The sequence below is a fragment of the Pseudomonas mangrovi genome, assembly GCF_003052585.1.
In the GTDB taxonomy this organism is placed as follows: domain Bacteria; phylum Pseudomonadota; class Gammaproteobacteria; order Pseudomonadales; family Pseudomonadaceae; genus Aquipseudomonas; species Aquipseudomonas mangrovi.
Window position 1 is genome coordinate 303,296 of sequence record NZ_QASN01000021.1, and the last position, 20,647, is coordinate 323,942.

Genomic DNA, 20,647 nt, shown 5'->3' on the forward strand with positions numbered 1-20,647 from the left:
GCGATGGGGCGAAAGCGCGCGACTCGCCACGCAGAAGACCGGCAGGGGGTGACCCCTTGCCGAGCATAGACACACTCGCGCAACGGCTGTCCGATTACCTCGGTGACGACCAGGTCAACCTGGTCCGCCGTGCCTACTATTATGCGGAGCAGGCGCACGACGGCCAACGCCGGCGCAGCGGTGAAGCCTACGTCACCCACCCGCTCGCGGTAGCCAATATCCTCGCCGACATGCACATGGACCATCAGAGCCTGATGGCCGCCATGCTGCACGACGTGATCGAGGACACCGGCATTGCCAAGGAAGCGCTCACCGCCCAGTTCGGTGAGACGGTGGCGGAACTGGTCGATGGGGTCAGCAAGCTGACCCAGATGAATTTCGAAACCAAGGCCGAAGCCCAGGCGGAGAACTTCCAGAAGATGGCCATGGCCATGGCCAGGGACATCCGCGTGATCCTGGTCAAGCTGGCTGATCGCCTGCACAACATGCGCACCCTGGAGGTGCTTGCCGGGGAAAAACGCCGGCGCATCGCCAAGGAAACCCTGGAAATCTACGCCCCGATTGCCAACCGGCTGGGCATGCACAGCATGCGCGTGGAGTTCGAGGATCTCGGCTTCAAGGCAATGCACCCGATGCGCTCCGAGCGCATCCGCGCCGCGGTCAAACGGGCCCGCGGCAACCGCAAGGAAATCGTCACCAAGATCGAGGAGTCGCTGGTTCACTGCCTGCAGCGCGAAGGCATGGAAGGCGAAGTGATCGGCCGCGAGAAGCATCTTTTCAGCATCTACAAGAAGATGCGCGGCAAGCGCAAGGCGTTCAACGAGATCATGGATGTCTACGCCTTCCGCATCGTCGTCGACAAGGTCGACACCTGCTACCGCGTGCTCGGCGCCGTGCACAATCTCTACAAGCCGCTGCCGGGCCGCTTCAAGGACTACATCGCGATCCCCAAGGCCAACGGCTACCAGTCGCTGCATACCACCCTGTTCGGCATGCACGGCGTCCCGATCGAAATCCAGATCCGCACCCGCGAGATGGAGGAGATGGCCAACAACGGCATTGCCGCGCACTGGCTGTACAAGTCCAGCGAGGAAGAGTCGCCCAAAGGCACCCACGCCCGCGCCCGTCAGTGGGTCAAGGGTGTGCTGGAGATGCAGCAGCGTGCCGGCAACTCGCTGGAGTTCATCGAGAGCGTGAAGATCGACCTGTTCCCCGACGAGGTCTATGTCTTCACCCCCAAGGGCCGGATCATGGAGCTGCCCAAGGGCTCCACGGCGGTCGACTTCGCCTATGCGGTGCACACCGACGTCGGCAACACCTGCATCGCCTGCCGCATCAACCGGCGCCTGGCACCGCTGTCAGAGCCGCTGCAAAGCGGCGCCACGGTGGAGATCGTCAGCGCCCCAGGCGCGCGGCCTAACCCGGCGTGGCTGAATTTCGTGGTGACCGGCAAGGCGCGCACGCACATCCGCCACGCGCTCAAGCTGCAGCGCCGTTCCGAATCGATCAGCCTCGGCGAGCGCCTGCTGAACAAGGCCCTTGCCGGCCTCGACAGTCATCTCGACAAGCTGCCGCAGGAACGTATGGGCGCACTGCTCAACGAATACCACCTGGAAGTACCGGAAGACCTGCTCGAGGACATCGGCCTGGGCAACCGCATGGCCTACGTGGTGGCGCGTCGGCTGATCGCCAACGAAGACCAGCAGACGGCACGCGCCGAGGGACCACTGGCGATACGCGGCACCGAGGGCCTGGTGCTCAGCTACGCCAAGTGCTGCACGCCGATCCCCGGCGACCCCATCGTCGGCCATCTGTCGGCGGGCAAGGGCATGGTGGTGCACCTGGAAAGCTGCCGAAACATCGGCGAGATTCGCAACAATCCGGAGAAGTGCATCCAGCTGTCCTGGGCCAAGGACGTGGTCGGCGAGTTCAACGTCGAACTGCGCATCGAACTGGAACACCAGCGCGGTCTGATCGCGCTGCTCGCCAGCAGCGTCAACGCCGCCGACGGCAACATCGAGAAGATCAGCATGGATGAGCGCGACGGACGCATCAGCGTGGTCCAGCTGGTAGTCAGCGTTCACGATCGCATCCATCTGGCCCGCGTCATCCGTAAGCTGCGCACCCTCACGGGTGTCATCCACATTCATCGCGTGCGTGCCTGAGCCTCGGCACCCGCTCAGCAAGGAGAAGTCATGAGAAGCGTGATCAGCACCGACAAGGCGCCTGCCGCCATCGGCACCTATTCCCAGGCGATCAAAGTCGGCAACACCGTCTATCTGTCCGGGCAGATCCCGCTGGATCCGGTGCGCATGGAAATGGTTTCCGGCGATTTCGAAGCCCAGGCCGTCAGAGTCTTCGAAAACCTCAAGGCGGTCACCGAGGCAGCCGGCGGTTCGCTGCGCGACATGGTCAAGCTGAACATCTTCCTCACCGACCTTTCCAACTTCACCAAGCTCAATGAAGTCATGAGCCGCTATTTCGAGCAGCCTTATCCTGCACGCGCGGCGATCGGGGTGGCCTCGCTGCCACGCGGTGCCGAAGTGGAGATGGACGGCGTGCTGTTCATCGAGTGACGCAGGTCCGCCCTAGGACTGCTCCAGCAGGCTGGCATAACCCTCGCGAAAGCTCGGGTAAGCCGGCTGCCAGCCAAGCGCTCGGGCCCGTGCGTTGCTGCAGCGCTTGCTGCCGGCGCGACGACTGACCGGCGCTGGCGTCTCTTCGGTGACATTCAGGCGCTTGCGCAACCATTCGACCACCTCGTATAGCGCGGCCGGCTCGTCATCCACGCCCAGATAGCAGGACTGCAGCGCCGTGCCGCGCCGATCTTGCTCGATAAGATGGGCGAGCAGCCCGGCCGCGTCTTCAGCGTGAATCCGATTACCGTATTGCACGGGCTCGGCCGGAACGCGATGCCCCTGGCGGACCTGGCCGAGCAGCCAGCGACGCCCCGGCCCGTAGATTCCCGCCAGGCGCACCACGCTGGCCGGCAGCCCCGAGCTCAGCGCCAGCTGCTCCGCCTCGAGCAGAATCTTGCCACTGAAACCCTGCGGCTCGGTGGGCGATGCTTCATCGACCCATTCCCCCCGTGACTGCCCGTAGACGCCGCTACTGGAGACGAACAGCAGGCGCCGCGGGCGCTGGCCGCGCGCGTGCATCCAGCCGAGGACATTCGCCAGTCCCTGAACGTAGATCTGTCGATAGCCCGCCTCGTCATGGCTGTTCGCCGCTGCGGCGAAGACCAGATAGTCCGGTGCCTCTGCAGGCCAGGCGGATGGACATGCCGGCTCGGCGAGATCGCCCGGCACAGGCTCGATTGATGGCGGCAATGCCGAGCAATCCCGGCGCAATCCGAGGACCCGCCAGCCATCGGCAGCCAGGCGCACGCCCAGCCGCGTACCCACGTCACCACACCCGGCAATCAACACTGTCGGTCTGTTCTGCACTGGCTGCACTCCGTATCAACGAGCCCGGCAGTCTAGCCGGTTGGTTAGTCGCGTGGCAGAAGCTATGCTTGCGCGCATTCTGATGGAATCACGCTATGACCCTCACCGAGCTGCGCTACATCGTCACCCTCGCCCAGGAACAGCACTTCGGCCGCGCTGCCGAGCGCTGCCACGTCAGCCAGCCAACCCTGTCGGTGGGGGTGAAGAAGCTCGAGGACGAACTCGGCGTGCTGATCTTCGAGCGCAGCAAGAGCGCGGTACGCCTGACGCCGGTCGGCGAAGGCATAGTCGCGCAGGCGCAGAAGGTGCTCGAACAGGCCCAGGGCATCCGCGAGCTGGCCCAGGCCGGCAAGAACCAGCTCACCGCACCGCTCAAGGTAGGCGCCATCTACACCGTCGGCCCCTACCTGTTCCCGCACCTGATTCCACAGCTGCATCGGGTTGCCCCGGACATGCCGCTGTATATCGAGGAAAACTTCACCCACGTGCTGCGCGACAAGCTGCGCACTGGCGAGCTCGACGCAATCATCCTCGCGCTGCCGTTTCACGAGGCCGACGTCCTTACCAAGCCGCTGTACGACGAGCCCTTCTATGTGCTGATGCCGGCCAGCCACCCTTGGACCGCCCGCGAAACCATCGACAGCCAGATGCTCAACGACAAAAGCCTGCTGCTGCTTGGCGAGGGCCACTGCTTCCGTGATCAGGTGCTCGAGGCCTGCCCGACCACACGCAAGGGCGATGCCCCCAGCCACACCACGGTCGAGTCCAGCTCGCTGGAAACCATCCGCCACATGGTCGCGTCCGGCCTCGGCATCTCGGTCCTGCCCTTCACCGCGGTCGACAGCCACCACTACGCACCGGGCATTCTCGCCGTGCGTCCACTGACGCCGCCGGTGCCCTATCGAACCGTGGCGATCGCCTGGCGCGCCAGCTTTCCGCGGCCCAAAGCCATCGAAATCCTCGCCGACTCGATTCGCCTCTGTTCGGTGGCCCGCCCCCAGGACAGCGCGCAACCGGCATGACCGAACTGGCAGCCGTTCCGGTCACCGCCATCAAGGGCGTCGGCGCGGCGCTGGCGGAGAAGCTCGCCCGGGTCGGACTGGAGAACCTGCAGGACCTGCTGTTCCATCTGCCGCTGCGCTATCAGGACCGCACCCGCATCGTGCCCATCGGCGCCCTGCGCCCCGGCCAGGACGCGGTGATCGAAGGTACAGTGGCCGGCGCCGACGTGGTGATGGGCCGCCGTCGCAGTCTGCTGGTCCGCCTGCAGGACGGTAGCGGTACCCTCAGCCTGCGCTTCTATCATTTCAGTCAGGCGCAGAAGGATGCCCTCAAACGCGGCACTCGCCTGCGCTGCTATGGCGAAGCCCGACCGGGCGCCTCGGGACTGGAGATCTACCACCCCGAGTACCGTGCCCTGGACGAGGATGCAGAAGCACCCGTCGAGCAGACCCTCACCCCCATCTACCCGACGACTGAAGGCCTGACCCAGCAACGCCTGCGCCAGCTCAGCAGCCAGGCCCTCGCCCGGCTCGGCCCGCAGAGCCTGCCGGACTGGCTGCCCGCCGAACTGGCTGAGGAATATCGGCTAGCGCCGCTCGATGACGCCCTGCGCTACCTGCACCGGCCACCACCGGACGCCGATCTCGAAGAGCTGGCGGAGGGACGTCACTGGGCCCAGCATCGGTTGGCCTTCGAGGAGCTGCTGACCCACCAGCTGTCACTGCAGCGGCTGCGCGAATCGGTCCGGGCGCAGCGAGCACCGGCCCTGCCGAACGCACGCTCGCTGCCGCAGCGCTTCCTGGCCAACCTCGGGTTCGCACCGACCGGAGCCCAGCAGCGAGTGGCCGCCGAGATCGCCTATGACCTGGCGCAGGCCGAGCCGATGCTGCGCCTGGTGCAGGGCGATGTCGGCGCCGGCAAGACGGTGGTCGCTGCGCTCGCCGCGCTGCAGGCTCTGGAGGCTGGCTACCAGGTCGCACTGATGGCGCCGACCGAGATCCTCGCCGAGCAGCATTTCCTGACCTTCAGCAAGTGGCTCGAGCCGCTGGGTATCGAGGTCGCCTGGCTGGCCGGCAAGCTCAAGGGCAGGACCCGCGCCGCCGCGCTCGAACGAATTGCCGCTGGCGCACCCATGGTCGTCGGCACCCACGCCCTGTTCCAGGATGAGGTGCGCTTCCAGCGCCTGGCCCTGGTGATCATCGATGAGCAGCATCGTTTCGGTGTGCAGCAGCGCCTGGCATTGCGCAAGAAGGGCATCGACGGACGCCTCTGCCCGCACCAGTTGATCATGACCGCGACGCCGATCCCGCGCACGCTGGCCATGAGCGCCTATGCCGATCTGGACACCTCGATACTCGACGAGCTGCCCCCCGGACGCACGCCGGTCAACACCCTGGTGATCGCCGACAGCCGCCGCCTGGAAGTGATCGAGAGGGTCCGCTCCGCCTGCCAGGAAGGACGCCAGGCCTACTGGGTCTGCACCCTGATCGAAGAATCCGAGGAGCTCACCTGCCAGGCCGCCGAAACCACCTTCGCTGACCTGTCGGCGGCGCTGGCCGGCCTGCACGTAGGCCTGATCCATGGACGCATGAAGCCCGCCGAGAAGGCTGCGGTGATGGACAGTTTCAAGTCCGGCGAGCTGCAGCTGCTGGTGGCCACCACGGTGATCGAGGTCGGCGTGGATGTGCCCAACGCCAGCCTGATGATCATCGAGAATCCGGAGCGGCTGGGGCTGGCCCAGCTGCACCAGCTGCGCGGGCGGGTCGGTCGTGGCAGCGCGGCCAGTCATTGCGTACTGCTCTACCACCCGCCACTGTCGCAGATCGGCCGCGAGCGCCTGGCCATCATGCGCGAAACCTGCGACGGCTTCATCATCGCCGAGAAGGATCTGGAGCTGCGCGGTCCGGGCGAGATGCTCGGCACACGCCAGACCGGGCTACTGCAGTTCAAGGTCGCCGACCTGATGCGTGACGCCGATCTGCTGCCTGCCGTCCGCGACGCTGCACAACAGCTGCTGGCGCACTGGCCGCAACACGTCAGCCCGCTGCTGGAACGATGGCTGCGTCACGGCCAGCACTACGGGCAAGTGTGACCCAGCGCACGTCCTGCTCCCGTGCTTGAGACGGCGGTCGGAAACTGCCAAGGTTATACTTGATCGAACCGCCTGCCTCGCCGGAACCCGCCATGACCGAAGCCGCTCTAGCTACCCAAAACTCAGAACCGCCCCGCGTCATCCTGCAATTGCTGGAGAAACTGGGTGTGCCCGCGGCAGCCCGTCTCGATCATCTCGATCTGCCTCGCAGCCATCGTATCCAGGCGGTTCTGCTGGATGACAGCATCGGTGGCATGCTGGTGCTCTATCCACAGAGCCAGTTGCTCGACCTGGCTCGCCTTGCAGAGCTGACCGGACGCCAACTGGTTGCCGTCAAGCCGGAGCGGCTGGAGCGGATGCTGGCCAAACACGCGCTGCAGCGACTTCCAGCGCTGCCACCGCTGACCAGCATGCCGTGCATCTATGACGAGCGCCTGCTGGAACAAGAGACCCTGCTGATCGAATCCGGCGAGCCCGGCGTCCTCCTAGAGATTCCCCGCGATGCCTATCGCACGCTGCTCGGCAAGGCCAGCGCTGCGCGTTTCGGTCAGGCCCTGACGGCGATCCGGCCGAACCTCGATCGTCCCGGCGACGACCGCGCGGAAATCACCCAGGCAGTACAGGCCTTCACCGCCCGGCGCATCCAGCAGCGCCTCGAGGAGACCATCGAGATACCGCCGCTACCGGCCACCGCGCAGAAGATCATCAAGCTCCGCGTGGACCCTGACGCCACCGTCGACGACATCACCGGCGTGGTCGAGACCGATCCGGCGCTGGCCGCGCAGGTGGTCAGCTGGGCGGCTTCGCCCTACTACGCCGCACCCGGCAAGATCCGCTCGGTGGAAGATGCCATCGTCCGCGTGCTGGGCTTCGACCTGGTGATCAACCTGGCGCTGGGCCTGGCCCTGGGCAAGACGCTCAGCCTGCCCAAGGATCACCCGCAGCAGGCCACCCCCTATTGGCAACAGGCGATCTACACCGCCGCGGTGATCGAGGGCCTGACCCGCGCCATGCCGCGCTCGGAGCGCCCGGAGGCAGGGCTGACCTATCTCGCCGGGCTGCTGCACAATTTCGGCTACCTGGTGCTGGCCCACGTCTTCCCGCCGCATTTCTCGCTGATCTGCCGGCATCAGGAGGTCAATCCGCACATCGATCACAGCCATATAGAGCAGCATCTGCTGGGCATTACCCGCGAGCAGATCGGCGCCTGGCTGATGCGTTTCTGGGACATGCCGGAAGAGCTTGCCAGTGCGCTGCGCTTCCAGCACGACCCTCATTACGACGGCGAACACGCCGTGTACCCCAATCTGGTCTGCCTGGCCACCAGCCTGCTACGTAGTCGCGGCGTCGGTAGCGGGCCGCTGACGGCCATACCCGACGATCTGTACGAGCGTCTGGGGCTGACCCGCGAGAAAGCCGAAGAGGTGATCCAGCGCATTCAGCATGCCGAATCAGCATTGCGAGAGCTGGCTGCGCAGTTCAATCACCCTCACTGAGACCAATCAGGCCGGCACCGAGGCCGCCAGCGGCTCGCGGGCCCAGACTCGGTGCTCCAGCAGCGCATTGCGCAGTCCGGCCGAGACATCGGCGAACCCCGCGCCGCTGAGCAGCCCCTGATCTTCCTGCAACCCCAGTTGACCGGCGAGGCTGCGGGCTTCGCCGAGCAGCACCAGCGGCTTGAGGTGCTTGTAGGCTTCCAGCAGGTAATGCAGCGCCACCCCCTGAGTCGCCAGCACGGCGACCCCTCTACCGCCCGGAACCACCACCGCGTCATAGGTCACCGAAGGTTCCCCCGCCATCGAACCGACCACGGCGCGTTCCGCCCCGCCGGCATCGCGCACCGGCGCGGTGGTCGGACCGAGCAGCTCGGCCTTGGCGCCTTCGGCGAGCAGACCCTGGCAGATGTCGTCCAGCGCCTGGCCATCGACGCCATCGGCCACCAGCACGGCAATCTTGCGCCCCTTGATGTCCTGCGCCTTCAGGTTCATCTGGCTGAGGGCTGCCGAGCGCTGCGTGCACGCCGCCTCGGCTTCGACTCCCTCGAGACTGACGCCCAGGTTCGCCGCAACCCGACGCGCCAGATCGTGGTCGATGCGCGCCAGGATCTCGCGCACCTGACGCTCGCGAATCCAGGCGCGCTGCACCTTGCCCAGCTCGAAGCTGTAGGCATCGACCACATGCCCCTGCTCCGCCTCGCTGAGGCTGCGATAGAACAGCGCGGGCTGGCTGAAGTGGTCGGCGAAGGACGGGCTGCGTGCGCGTACCTTGTGCGCATCGACGCGTTCCTGGTAGCTCTCGAAGCCGCCATCGGCCGGCGCCGCCGGGGTTTCCTTGGGCCAGCCTGCGTCGATCGAGTTGGGCTCATAGGCGGCACGGCCCTGATCGATTCGCTGGCGATGCATGGCGTCACGCTGGTTGTTGTGAAACGGGCAGACCGGGCGATTGATCGGTATTTCGTGGAAGTTCGGCCCGCCGAGTCGGCTGAGCTGGGTATCGGTGTAGGAGAACAGACGTCCCTGCAGCAGCGGGTCGTTGCTGAGGTCGATGCCCGGCACTATGTGCGCGGGACAGAAGGCGACCTGTTCGGTCTCGGCGAAGAAGTTGTCGGGGTTACGGTTGAGCACCATCCGCCCCAGTGGAATCACCGGCACCTGCTCCTCGGGAATGATCTTGGTCGGGTCGAGCAGATCGAAGTCGAAGTTGTGCTCATCCGCTTCTTCGACCACCTGCACGCCCAGCTCCCATTCCGGGTAATTGCCTTCCTCGATCGCCTGCCACAGGTCGCGTCGGTGGAAATCCGGGTCCTTGCCGGCGATCTTCTGCGCCTCGTCCCAGACCAGCGAAAGCACACCCTGCAACGGCTTCCAGTGGAATTTCACGAAGCGCGCGCGGTTCTGCGCATCGATCAGGCGGAAGGTATGCACGCCAAAACCCTGCATGGCCCGCAGGCTGCGCGGAATGGCTCGGTCCGACATCGCCCAGATCACCGCATGGGCGGACTCCGGCACCAGCGAGACGAAGTCCCAGAAGGTATCGTGCGCGCTCGCTCCAGTCGGTACCTCGTTGTGCGGCTCGGGCTTCACTGCATGGACGAAGTCGGGAAATTTGATCGCATCCTGAATGAAGAACACCGGAACGTTGTTGCCGACCAGGTCGAAATTGCCTTCGTCTGTATAGAACTTCACCGCGAAGCCGCGGATGTCGCGCACGGTATCGGCGGAACCACGCGGGCCCTGCACGGTGGAGAAGCGCACATACACCGGAGTGCGCTTGCTCGGATCCTGGAGAAAACCCGCCTTGCTCAGACCGGCGTGGCAGCTGTAGGGCTCGAAGTAGCCATGCGCGCCGGTACCGCGGGCATGGACGATGCGTTCGGGAATGCGCTCGTGATCGAAGTGGGTGATCTTCTCGCGCATGATGAAGTCTTCGAGCAAGCTCGGCCCGCGATCACCCGCCTTGAGACTGTTCTGGTTGTCGGCGATCTTCACGCCCTGATTGGTGCGCAGTGCCTCACCGGTGGCATCGGCGCGAACACACTCGAGACTGTCGAGTTTGGCATTGCTGTTCTGGCGATCAAGCGTATCGCTGCCGGCCAGTTCGCTGGGACGTGGAGATGACGGATTGTTCATGGTGGTACCCCGGGCAAGAAGTCTCTGACCTGTCCCGCAGACGGGGACGGGTCGCTTGCCAATCGGAGTTGCCAGTCCGGCCGATGGTTCGCCAGGATGCGACCAGCGTTACTTGAAGCCTGCGCGACGCTCGGCGAAAACCTCCGGAATCGCCGCGACAGTGCTGTTGAGCAGCAGGGCGACCGACGGGTTCTCGTAGATCTGCGCATAAGCCAGCACCTGGTCGCTGGGGATCTGGCGATAGGCGAACAGCATGAAGGATTCGACGCCCTGACGACTGGATACCAGCAGCGCCTCGCGCTCGGCGGCGGTGCGCTCGCTCAGCTGGCTCTCGCTGATCTTTTCGCCGCGCCCGCGCAGCACCAGCCAGGCCTGGGTCTTGCCGATCTCGTAGCGCAGCAGGTGCGCCAGGTCGGTGGTGTGGGCGGCCTTGTCCAGACGCTGGACCAGCTCCAGCCTGGCGCCCCGCGGCGGGCGCGCGGCCAGCTGTTTGCGGTACTCCTCCAGTGCGCCCTCCTCGGTCGCACCCACCGCCAGCTCGGCGGCATTGAAGCGTGCTGCCAGCGTGCCCTTGAGCAGTTCCTCGGCTTCATCCAGCTGCGCACTGCTCAGCTTCGCCGCCACCTTCCTTGCCAGGGCAGTGCACAAAGCATCGCTGGCGAACTGCGACCCCAGCTTCTTCGCCGCTTCGTTCGGCAGACCACGCTTGAGCAGGGGATCGGTCTGCTCGCAGAGCAGCCGTACACCGGCCAGCTCGAATACCTTGTTCAGCGCCTCGGGGGCTACCGGCTGCGCTAGTGCAAGACTGGAGAAGAGAAGAAGCAGCAGAGGGACAAGCGAGCGCATTGGCGTGGTTTCCGTAGAACGAGTCTCCGCAGACTAGCCAAACGCCCCGACAGGAACCAGCCTTGTGGGGCGAAGCGCCCTGCTTCAACCGGCTTTTTGCGCAGTCTTCCGCTTTTTCGGCACGACATAGCGCATCAACCCCTGGAACCACATCACCAGCGCCGGGTTGCCCTGGATCTGGATGTGCTTGTCCTGGATACCCTGCATGAACGCCAGCTGCTTGTTCTGCGCGGTCATGGTGGCGAAGCCGAAGCTCGCGTCACGAAAACCGATGGTGAACGCCGCCTGCTCGTGTGCGCCACCCTTGGCCTTCACCCGCTGGTCCTTGACGATGTAGTGGCGGGCAACCTTGCCGTCCAGGGTACTGAGCTGAAAGATCAGATCCTTGCCGGCCAGCTGCGCCTGGAATTCGGGGTTGTCGCGACTGGCTCGAGCCATCATGCGGCCGAGCATCCAGAGGAGGAAACGGAATTTCATTGCGACAAGGCCCTCGCCGACTCGATTGAACAAGCGGCGCATTCTAGCAACATGCGCGAATATGCCTATATCGTCGGAGAAAAAAAGCAGAAAGCCCCGACCCACGACAGTCGAGGCTTTCTTCCGATCAGTTGATGGCGTCGCGCAGTGTCTTGCCGGGCTTGAATGCCACGGTGTTGCTGGCCTTGATCTTCACCGGCTCCCCGGTTTGCGGGTTCTTGCCGGTGCGGGCACCGCGATGGCGCTGGACGAAAGTGCCGAAGCCCACCAGAGTGACGCTGTCCTTGCGGTTCAGGGCCCCGGTGATTTCTTCCAGTACGGCGTTGAGAACGCGGTTGGCCTGATCCTTGGTGAGATCAGCCTTCTCCGCGATAGCGGCTGCTAGTTCGGGTTTACGCATAAATGCCTCTTTGACGGTTTTTTGTTTTTGTTTCCGTGCTGTCCTTCAGGAACAGCGCTCAAGGCGCCGCAACAGCTCTGCGCTGCGGCAGACTGCCGGAGAATGGCACGCAGCAGAGGCGGATGCCAGTCTCGCAAGTGATTTTTGAGCTAACTTTCGGCTATTTCCATGCCGTTCAAGCCAGCAATCAAGGCAAAAGCGCCGGCAGTTCCCTGTTCAGCTCCATACGTGCCGCGACACAGGCTCCACTCAAGGCATAACCCAGCAGCAATCCATCCCGATGGCGGTATTCGCCACGCAGATCCCTACCCTCACCAGAAAGGCTCCACGAGCCCTCGGCAGTTGTTTGTGGCGGAGCCACCACCAGCGGACAACAGGGTGTCTTGATAGTGATCGGCATGGCACCGTAGCTGACGCTGGTGGGCTGACCGGCCAGGGTTTCGGCCAGTGCCCGAGCGCCACTCATCAGCGGCATCACGTAGAGCAGGTTCAGCCCCGCAACCTCCGCGCAATCGCCCAGCGCGTAGATGTTGTCATGCGAGGTGCGCAGCTGGCGGTCCACCACTATCCCGCGATTGATCTGCAGGCCCGCAGCCGCAGCGAGCTCGGTACGCGGGCGCAGACCGATCGCCGACAGCACCAGATCACAATGCAGTACCTGGCCATCCAGCAGCCGGGCAGCACATCCCTCGCCTTCACGCAGTTGTTGCAAGGCAGCCAGCTGGGTATTCAGGTGGATGCCCACCCCCAGCCCTTCCAGAGCCGCCTGCAGGGCAGCAGCAAGCGCTGGCGGCAACAGCGTCGGCATCAACTGCTCGCAGGGCGCGACCATCTGCACCTGATAGCCGGCCTGGGCCAGATCGTTGGCGTATTCGCAGCCGACCAGCCCGGCGCCGAGGATCAGCACCCGCCCCCCATCCGGCAGCGCCTGGCGAAAGCGCGCGTAATCCTGCAGATCGTTGATCGCGAATACCCGCTCGGCGGCATCACCCGGAATCACCGGCGCGACCGGCTGGGCACCACAGGCCAGAACCAGATCGCGATAGCGGATCGTCTCGCCCGCCACACTGATCGCCCCCAGGCCAGGCTCGATGGCATCGACACGGCTGTTGGTCCAGACCTGCGCATCGAGCTGCTCGGCCATTTTGCCGGCGTCGGCCATGCTCAGCTCGTCGGCACTCTTGTTCTTGGAAAAGCCGGTGGACAGCATCGGCTTGGAATAGGAGCGCCCATCGTCGGCACTGATCAGCAGCAGCCGACTCCGGGTATCCCGCTTGCGAAACTCCCGAGCGAGGTTGTATCCCGCAAGCCCGGTTCCCACGATCACCACAGGTGCTGACATCCGACTGTTCCCCGTACGGCGGAAGGTTTCGATCAGGCGATCTCGATCATCTCGAACTCGCTCTTGCCCACGCCGCAGTCCGGACACAGCCAGTCGGCCGGTACGTCTTCCCAACGGGTTCCCGCCGCGATGCCGTCATCCGGCCAGCCAAGGGCCTCGTCATAGATCAGGCCACAGACCACGCATTGCCACTTTTTCATACCAGCACCTCGAACTGCCGGGTCGTCGTCGTGCGACCGCTAACCTGCCGCTTTGTACTGAGCGACCCGCCATGACGCAAGACCAACGTGCCCAGGCGCCTGCGGAACGCGCGCAGCGACGTGTTAAGCTCGCCGCCTTCCGCCACCGAACCCACGCATCGTGCAACCCTCCGATCCGACCACCATTACCTGGCACAGTGCGCAAGCGCTGTCCGCGTCGCTGACGCCAGTCCAGCAGCAATGGCTGTTCGACGACGGCTCGCTGACCCGTCGCCTGCAGGACCTAAGTTGCAACCGCTTCAGCGTCACGCCGCTGCTGGAAGGCTGGCAGCCATTGCGCGACGACGAGTGCGCTGCCCTGCAGATCGACCCGGGCAGCGAAGGCTGGGTACGCGAGGTCTATCTGCGCGGCGCCGACCGTCCCTGGGTGTTCGCCCGCAGCGTCGCGGCGCGCAGTGCCCTGGAAGGCTCGGGGGTCGACCTTGCACAGCTCGGCAGCCGCTCTCTGGGCGAGCTGCTGTTCAGCGACAGCGCCTTCAGCCGCGGCGAGCTGCAGGCATGCATCTACCCTGCGACCTGGCTGCCGGCCGAGGTCTACGCACCCATGCTCTGGGCGCGCCGCAGCTGCTTTTGCCGCGGCGAACTGGGCGTCCTGGTCGCCGAGGTGTTCCTGCCCGCGCTCTGGCAGCAGATCGCAGATCGGCCCGCCGCAGCCTCTCTATAATTCGCCGCAGTCCATCCCGGAGAGCACGATGTACCAGAATCTGCTGAAGTCGCTCAATCGCCTGCACCCTCGCGCCTGGGACTTCATCCAACTGATGCGCCTGGATCGTCCGATCGGCACCTACCTGCTGCTCTGGCCCACGCTCTGGGCGCTGTGGATAGCGGCAGGCGGGCTGCCCGACGCGCTGAATCTGTTCGTCTTCGTCACCGGGGTGATCCTGATGCGCGCCGCCGGCTGCGTGATCAACGATTTCGCCGACCGCAACTTCGACGGCCATGTCGCGCGCACCCGCGAGCGGCCGATGGCCACCGGCAGGATCAAGTCAAAGGAAGCGTGGATCCTGTTCGCCATCCTGGTTGCGCTGAGTTTCGGCCTGGTGCTGCTGACCAACCTGAACACCCTGCTGCTGTCCTTCGGCGGGCTGGCGCTGGCCGCCTGCTACCCGTTCATGAAGCGCTTCACCTTCTACCCGCAGGTGATACTCGGTGCGGCCTTCTCCTGGGGCATGCCGATGGCCTTCACTGCGCAGACCGGCAGCCTGCCGCCCGAAGCCTGGCTGCTGTTCATCGCCAACCTGCTGTGGACGGTGGCCTACGACACCTACTACGCCATGGCCGACCGCGACGACGACCTGAAGATCGGCGTGCGCTCCACCGCCATCCTGTTCGGCGAAGCGGACCGGGCGATCATCCTCACCCTGCAGGGCATGGCGCTGTTCTGCCTGCTGCTGGCCGGCGCACGCTTCGAGCTTGGCGAGTACTTCCATCTCGGCCTGTTCATTGCCGCCGGCTGCTTCGCCTGGGAGTTCTGGTCGACCCGCAGCCGTCAGCCGCAGGCCTGCTTCAAGGCCTTCCTGCACAACCACTGGGCGGGCCTGGCGATACTTCTGGGGATCGTCGTCGACTATGCGCTGCGCAGCAGCTGAAGCTGTCACACCACTGACACAATCCGGTTATCTAATACGCGTCCAGGACAAGACCGGGAATTCGAGCATGCTTGGCAGAAACATTCTGATCGTCGATGACGAAGCACCGATCCGCGAAATGATCGCCGTGGCGCTGGAGATGGCGGGCTATGAGTGCCTGGAGGCAGACAACGCCCAGAAGGCCCACAGCCTGGTGGTCGACCGCAAGCCGGATCTGATCCTGCTCGACTGGATGCTGCCGGGAACCTCCGGCATCGAACTGGCGCGTCGACTCAAGCGTGACGAAATGACCGCCGACATCCCGATCATCATGCTCACCGCCAAGGGCGAGGAAGACAACAAGATCCAGGGCCTGGAAGTGGGCGCCGACGACTACATCACCAAACCTTTCTCGCCCCGCGAGCTGGTTGCTCGACTCAAGGCCGTGCTGCGCCGCGCCGCACCGAACGACGGTGAAACACCGATCGAGATCGGTGGCCTGCTGCTCGATCCGGTCAGCCACCGCGTCACCATCGATGGCCGCCCGGCCGAGATGGGGCCGACCGAATACCGGCTGCTGCAGTTCTTCATGACCCACCAGGAGCGCGCCTATACCCGTGGCCAGCTGCTCGACCAGGTGTGGGGCGGCAATGTCTACGTCGAGGAGCGCACTGTCGACGTGCACATTCGACGTCTGCGCAAGGCGCTCGGCGAAGCCTACGAGAACCTGGTGCAGACCGTTCGCGGCACCGGCTATCGTTTCTCGACCAAGACCTGAGTCGCGCCAGCGGTTAAGCTGCGCCTCTCGCGCCGCACTCAGAGCGGCGCCCGCATCATCAATCTGCGATAGAAGTTGTCGACGTGAATCGAGACTGGCGTAGGCCCCTGGTTGGTCGGATGCTGATGCTGCTTGGCGGCTGCCTGCTGCTGGGCCTGGTCACCGGCGAGTACGCCTGGACCCTGGTGTTGGGCCTGCTGGCGCAGCTTGGCTGGATGCTCGGCCAGCTGATCCGGCTGCATCGCTGGCTGAGCCGCCGCGAGAAGGACGAGCCGCCACCGGACGGCTACGGCCTGTGGGGCGAAATCTTCGACGCCATCTACCATCTGCAACGTCGCGGCCAGCGCGAGCGTGGCCGGTTGCAGGCGGTGATCGACCGAATCCAGGAATCCACCGCCGCCCTGCGTGACGCCGTGGTCATGCTCGACAGCGAAGGCAATCTGGAATGGTGGAATCGTGCCGCAGAAACCCTGCTCGGCCTCAAGGCTCCGCAGGATGCCGGCCAGCCGGTGACCAACCTGGTCCGCCACCCGCGCTTCAAGGAGTACTTCGAGCGCGAAGAGTATCGCGAACCGCTGGAGCTGGCCTCGCCGATCAACGATGACGTGCGTCTGCAGTTCCAGATCACTCGCTATGGCAATGCCGAACACCTGATGCTGGTGCGCGATGTCACCCGCCTCCATCAGCTGGAACAGATGCGCAAGGACTTCGTCGCCAACGTCTCGCATGAACTGCGCACCCCGCTGACGGTGCTGGCGGGCTATCTGGAAACGCTGGTGGACAACGTCGACGAGGTCAATCCGCGCTGGCAACGACCCCTGCACACCATGCAACAGCAGGCGACACGCATGCAGGCGCTGCTCAACGACCTGCTGCTGCTGGCCAAGCTCGAAGCCGCCGACTATCCCTCGGACAACTCGCCGATCGACATCCAGCGCCTGCTGCAGTCGATTCGCACCGATGCCGTCGCCCTGTCGGGGGACCAGGCGCATCGCATCGAGCTGGACGTGCAGCCCGGCGCCAGTCTCAAGGGCAGCGAGGCGGAGCTGCGCAGCGCCTTCTCCAATCTGGTATTCAACGCAGTCAAGTACACCCCGGCGCACGGCACCATCCGCATTCACTGGTGGAGCGATGCCCAGGGCGGTCACCTGCGCGTCAGCGACAATGGTCCCGGCATCGAAGCGCGCCACCTGCCGCGGCTGACCGAGCGCTTCTACCGGGTCGATGCCGGCCGCGCCTCACACAGCGGCGGCACCGGTCTGGGTCTTGCGATCGTCAAGCACGTGCTGCTGCGCCACCGCGGCAAACTGGAGATTCACAGCGAGATGGGCCGCGGCAGCCAGTTCAGTTGCCACTTCGACCCGCGCCAACTGCTGGCAGGCCCACCCCAGCCGGCTGACGAAGAAGACTGAGCGGCTCTTGCAAGCAACGGGCTACGGCCTCATCTTGCGCCCATCACCCACCACCGCAGAGCACCATGGACCCCTCTCCCGGCTATGTAGCCACCAGTTATTTCGCCGACGTCGGACTGCTGCTGTTCGCAGTCTTTCTGGTTTTCCTCAACGCCTTCTTCGTCGCGGCCGAGTTCGCCATGGTCAAGCTGCGCAGCACGCGCGTGGCGGCCATCGCCAGCAAGCACGGCTGGCGCGGGCACATCCTGCGCACCGTGCATGCCCAACTGGATGCCTATCTCTCCGCCTGCCAGCTGGGTATCACCCTGGCCTCGCTGGGCCTGGGCTGGGTCGGCGAGCCGGCGTTCGCGCATCTGCTGGAGCCGCTGCTGACGGCAGCCGGCGTCACCTCGCCGAAGCTGGTCCACGGCCTGGCGTTCTTCAGCGCCTTCTTCATCATTTCCTATCTGCATATCGTCATTGGCGAGCTGGCACCGAAATCCTGGGCGATCCGCAAACCCGAGCTGCTCTCGCTATGGACGGCTGTTCCGCTGTACCTCTTCTACTGGGCGATGTACCCGGCGATCTGGCTGCTCAACGCCAGCGCCAATGCCATCCTGCGCTTCGCCGGCCAGGGCGAACCGGGGCCGCATCACGAGCACCACTACAGTCGCGAGGAACTTGCGCTGATCCTGCACTCCAGCCGTGGCCGCGACCCTAGCGACCAGGGCATGCGCGTGCTGGCTTCGGCGGTGGAGATGAGCGAGCTGGAGGTCGCCGACTGGGCCAACTCCCGCGAAGATCTGGTGCATCTGCCGCAGAACGCGCCGCTGGCGGAAATCCTCTCGATCATCCGTCGCCACAAGTACAGCCGCTACCCGGTGCTCGACGAGCAGGGCGAGTACGTCGGGCTGCTGCACATCAAGGACCTGCTGCTGGCCATTGCCGAACCGGGCGACACCTCCGAAAGCTTCGATCTGGCCCGGCTGACCCGTCCGCTGGAGCGCGTTTCCCGGCACATGCCGCTGGCCAGTCTGCTGGAACAGTTCCGCAAGGGCGGCGCGCACTTCGCGCTGGTCGAAGAGGCCGACGGCAAGGTGGTCGGTTACCTGACCATGGAAGATGTACTGGAGGTGCTGGTCGGCGACATCCAGGACGAGCACCGCAAGGCCGAACGCGGCATCGTCGCCTACCAACCCGGCAAGCTGCTGGCACGCGGCGACACGCCACTGTTCAAGATCGAGCGTCTGCTCGGCATGGAACTGGTCGAGGTCGAGGCCGACACACTCGCCGGCCTGATCTACGAGACGCTGAAGCGGGTGCCGCAGGAAGACGAGATCATCCAGCTGGGCGAGCTGCAGATCACCGTGAAGAAGATGCGCGGGCCGAAGATCATTCTCGCCAAGGTGCTCAGGCTGGGCTGAGCGGCAGCCCCGCTCAGTCGCCGCCGACGGCGAAGTTCGGCAGGCTGTCCACCGGCTGGCGGAAGTCGAACGGAATCGACTCCAGCGCCAGACCGACATTGCGCTGAACTACGAAGTGCAGATGTGGCCCGGTGCTGTTGCCAGTGTTCCCAGAACGAGCAATCTGCTGCCCCACGGCAACCCGGGCGCCTTCGGCGACCGCCACCGAACCGCGCATCAGGTGCAGGTAGACGCCCATGGTGCCGTCGTCGTGGAGAATGCGCACATAGTTGCCGGACGGATTGTTGCCGCGGCCGCTCTGGGCATTCTCGATCCGCACCACCATTCCCGCCCGAGCAGCCAGGATCGGCGTGCCTTCCGGCATCGCGATATCGATGGCGTAACGGCCCTTGGGCGTGAAGTGGCTGTAGCGACCATTGGCGCCCTGAGTCAGGCGAAACGGACCGCCCTGCCAGGGCAGCGGATACTTGTAGTGCAGCGGCACCAGTCGCGGGTCACCCAGGGCATAGCGCAGTTTGGGCGTATAGCTCAGCGGCTTGGCCGGATCGCGGGGTGCCAGGGTCGCCAGACGGATCTTGCTCTGCGGCGGCAGTACCCAGCGGATCGGCTTGTCGGATGCGCCGACGACGTTGTTCAGCTTCTCCAGCTTGAGTTCGATCTCCACCGGAGCATGCAGATCGTTGCGCACCAGCAGGGTCTCGCCGGCATCGTGCTTCTTGGTCTCGAGCTTCACCCGCAGATCCATGCGCTCGACCATGCGGTCACGGAAAACGAACACCTGCGCACCGGAAACCGCCTGGTCGGTATAGGTGACCACGCCGTTCGCATCGGTGTACTTGTAGATGGTCAGCCCCATCGCGGGGAGTGCGGCCGCCCAGAGACCGCAGAGAATGATCCAACGCCCTAACATGACTGCAGACTACTTTCTAGTTATCGGTTTGGACGAAGGAGCCTAGCAGCCACTCGGGCAACCTGCGAGCCGAAACCGACGCGGCTGTGACGCAATTAGCGCAGCGGCCGATCAACGGCCGCCTCAGGCGCCGGGCGAGAAATGCTTCTGCGCGGTACCGCGGGCGATCAGCCGCGACAGGTAGTCGAGCTTCTGCGGATCACGGTCGACAAAACGGAAAGTCAGTTGCAGCCAGTCGCTGTCGGGCTTCGGCTCCAGCGCCGCGACGGCATGCAGATAACCATTCAGACGCGCTACTTCGGCGGCCTCGCCCTGCTCCAGATCCAGCACCGCGCTCTCCAGCACCTGGGGCAGTACCTCGCTGCGCCGTACCACCAGCAACGCCTCCTTGAGACTCAGGGCCTTGATCACGCAGGCCTGGTTGCCGCTGGGCAGGCGCAGCTGGCCCTGGCCGCGACCGCTCGGCACTTGCGCCGCGGGTTTCGCCGGGGCGGCGAATGCCGGTGCCGCTGCCACCGGCCCCGGAGCAGACTTGACCACCTCGGCCTTGCCGCCGGTGAGCGCGGCCAGCGAGTCGTTGCCGAAGGGCGAGTTGATCGTCTTGGCCGTCGGTGCGCTGGCCGTCAGTGCGGCCAGCTTGCCGGCGCGCGACAGCGCCTTGCGCACCTTGGTGGTCAGTTGGTCGTTGGAGAAGGGCTTGCCGATGAAGTCGGACACACCGGCCTGGATCGCCTGGACTACGTTCTCCTTGTCGCCGCGGCTGGTGACCATGATGAAGGGCGTGGTCTTGAGGCTTTCCTGCTCGCGGCACCAGCCGAGCAGTTCGAGCCCGGAAAGCTCGGGCATTTCCCAGTCGCAGAGGATCAGGTCGAACGGCTGGCGGGCGAGCATCTGCTGCGCCTTGCGGCCGTTGATCGCCTCCTCGATCTGGATGCCGGGAAAGTGGTCACGCAGGCCCTTCTTCACCAGATCGCGAATAAAGGACGCGTCATCCACCACCAGCACACTGACCTTGCTCATCGGCTACTCCCATTGAATGGGGCAAGCATAGCCGCAAAGCGCCAGGCGCTACAAAGCGCCCG

General features: G+C 65.0%; 19 protein-coding genes. 10 read left to right on the forward strand and 9 right to left on the reverse strand.

Annotation, left to right across the window (positions count from 1 at the left end; all coding sequences use genetic code 11):
- Positions 1–56: 56 nt before the first annotated feature.
- Positions 57–2,165 (forward strand): bifunctional GTP diphosphokinase/guanosine-3',5'-bis pyrophosphate 3'-pyrophosphohydrolase, encoded by a 2,109-nt coding sequence (spoT, locus tag DBO85_RS17695; RefSeq protein WP_108108900.1) that lies wholly within the window; start codon positions 57–59, stop codon positions 2,163–2,165.
- 30 nt (positions 2,166–2,195) lie between these two features.
- The gene (locus DBO85_RS17700) at positions 2,196–2,576 is read left to right on the forward strand and encodes a RidA family protein (RefSeq protein WP_108108902.1); all 381 of its coding nucleotides are present in this window, start codon (positions 2,196–2,198) and stop codon (positions 2,574–2,576) included.
- A gap of 12 nt (positions 2,577–2,588) precedes the next feature.
- Here the strand turns inward: DBO85_RS17700 and DBO85_RS17705 are convergent, their stop codons facing one another.
- Positions 2,589–3,446 (reverse strand): SDR family oxidoreductase, encoded by an 858-nt coding sequence (locus tag DBO85_RS17705; protein WP_108108904.1) that lies wholly within the window; start codon positions 3,444–3,446, stop codon positions 2,589–2,591.
- Positions 3,447–3,541: 95 nt separating this feature from the next.
- On the opposite strand from DBO85_RS17705, the gene DBO85_RS17710 reads away from it, so the two are divergent.
- The 3 genes from DBO85_RS17710 (at position 3,542) to DBO85_RS17720 (ending at position 8,036) form a co-directional block, all read left to right on the forward strand.
- Positions 3,542–4,468 (forward strand): hydrogen peroxide-inducible genes activator, encoded by a 927-nt coding sequence (locus tag DBO85_RS17710; protein ID WP_108108906.1) that lies wholly within the window; start codon positions 3,542–3,544, stop codon positions 4,466–4,468.
- Positions 4,465–6,540: an ATP-dependent DNA helicase RecG gene (gene recG, locus DBO85_RS17715; protein WP_108108908.1), complete on the forward strand. Its 2,076-nt coding sequence runs from the start codon at positions 4,465–4,467 to the stop codon at positions 6,538–6,540. Before DBO85_RS17710 ends, recG begins: the two co-directional genes overlap by 4 nt.
- A 92-nt stretch (positions 6,541–6,632) precedes the next feature.
- Complete coding sequence (locus DBO85_RS17720; protein ID WP_108108910.1) at positions 6,633–8,036, forward strand: aminoacyl-tRNA deacylase and HDOD domain-containing protein; 1,404 nt, start codon at positions 6,633–6,635, stop codon at positions 8,034–8,036.
- A gap of 6 nt (positions 8,037–8,042) precedes the next feature.
- Here the strand turns inward: DBO85_RS17720 and katE are convergent, their stop codons facing one another.
- The 6 genes from katE to DBO85_RS17750 form a co-directional block, all read right to left on the reverse strand.
- Positions 8,043–10,169: a catalase HPII gene (gene katE, locus DBO85_RS17725; RefSeq protein ID WP_108108912.1), complete on the reverse strand. Its 2,127-nt coding sequence runs from the start codon at positions 10,167–10,169 to the stop codon at positions 8,043–8,045.
- 108 nt (positions 10,170–10,277) lie between these two features.
- Entirely contained in the window at positions 10,278–11,015 is a 738-nt protein-coding gene (locus tag DBO85_RS17730) for a hypothetical protein (protein ID WP_108108914.1), read from the reverse strand.
- Between the two features lie 84 nt (positions 11,016–11,099).
- Positions 11,100–11,492 (reverse strand): SCP2 sterol-binding domain-containing protein, encoded by a 393-nt coding sequence (locus tag DBO85_RS17735; RefSeq protein WP_108109100.1) that lies wholly within the window; start codon positions 11,490–11,492, stop codon positions 11,100–11,102.
- Between the two features lie 127 nt (positions 11,493–11,619).
- Complete coding sequence (locus DBO85_RS17740) at positions 11,620–11,892, reverse strand: HU family DNA-binding protein (RefSeq protein ID WP_108108915.1); 273 nt, start codon at positions 11,890–11,892, stop codon at positions 11,620–11,622.
- Between the two features lie 187 nt (positions 11,893–12,079).
- Entirely contained in the window at positions 12,080–13,234 is a 1,155-nt protein-coding gene (locus tag DBO85_RS17745) for an NAD(P)/FAD-dependent oxidoreductase (RefSeq protein WP_108108916.1), read from the reverse strand.
- A 32-nt stretch (positions 13,235–13,266) separates the two neighbouring features.
- Positions 13,267–13,434: a rubredoxin gene (locus tag DBO85_RS17750; protein WP_108108918.1), complete on the reverse strand. Its 168-nt coding sequence runs from the start codon at positions 13,432–13,434 to the stop codon at positions 13,267–13,269.
- Between the two features lie 184 nt (positions 13,435–13,618).
- On the opposite strand from DBO85_RS17750, the gene DBO85_RS17755 reads away from it, so the two are divergent.
- From DBO85_RS17755 to DBO85_RS17775, 5 genes are all read left to right on the forward strand, one after another.
- Positions 13,619–14,158, forward strand: coding sequence for a chorismate--pyruvate lyase family protein (locus DBO85_RS17755; RefSeq protein ID WP_233356643.1), 540 nt, complete (start codon positions 13,619–13,621; stop codon positions 14,156–14,158).
- Positions 14,159–14,186: 28 nt separating this feature from the next.
- Positions 14,187–15,083, forward strand: a complete 897-nt coding sequence (gene ubiA / locus DBO85_RS17760; RefSeq protein ID WP_108108921.1) for a 4-hydroxybenzoate octaprenyltransferase — start codon at positions 14,187–14,189, stop codon at positions 15,081–15,083.
- A 67-nt stretch (positions 15,084–15,150) separates the two neighbouring features.
- Positions 15,151–15,840 carry a phosphate regulon transcriptional regulator PhoB gene (gene phoB, locus DBO85_RS17765; protein WP_108108923.1) on the forward strand — a complete coding sequence of 230 codons (690 nt, stop codon included), beginning with the start codon at positions 15,151–15,153 and terminating at the stop codon, positions 15,838–15,840.
- Positions 15,841–15,959: 119 nt separating this feature from the next.
- Positions 15,960–17,252, forward strand: a complete 1,293-nt coding sequence (gene phoR / locus DBO85_RS17770) for a phosphate regulon sensor histidine kinase PhoR (protein WP_407681486.1) — start codon at positions 15,960–15,962, stop codon at positions 17,250–17,252.
- A 65-nt stretch (positions 17,253–17,317) separates the two neighbouring features.
- Entirely contained in the window at positions 17,318–18,655 is a 1,338-nt protein-coding gene (locus DBO85_RS17775) for a hemolysin family protein (protein WP_108108927.1), read from the forward strand.
- Positions 18,656–18,668: 13 nt separating this feature from the next.
- Here the strand turns inward: DBO85_RS17775 and DBO85_RS17780 are convergent, their stop codons facing one another.
- Together DBO85_RS17780 and DBO85_RS17785 are read right to left on the reverse strand one after the other, a co-directional pair.
- Complete coding sequence (locus DBO85_RS17780) at positions 18,669–19,565, reverse strand: peptidoglycan DD-metalloendopeptidase family protein (RefSeq protein WP_108108929.1); 897 nt, start codon at positions 19,563–19,565, stop codon at positions 18,669–18,671.
- A 123-nt stretch (positions 19,566–19,688) separates the two neighbouring features.
- Entirely contained in the window at positions 19,689–20,585 is an 897-nt protein-coding gene (locus tag DBO85_RS17785) for a response regulator (RefSeq protein ID WP_108108931.1), read from the reverse strand.
- Positions 20,586–20,647: the final 62 nt, after the last annotated feature.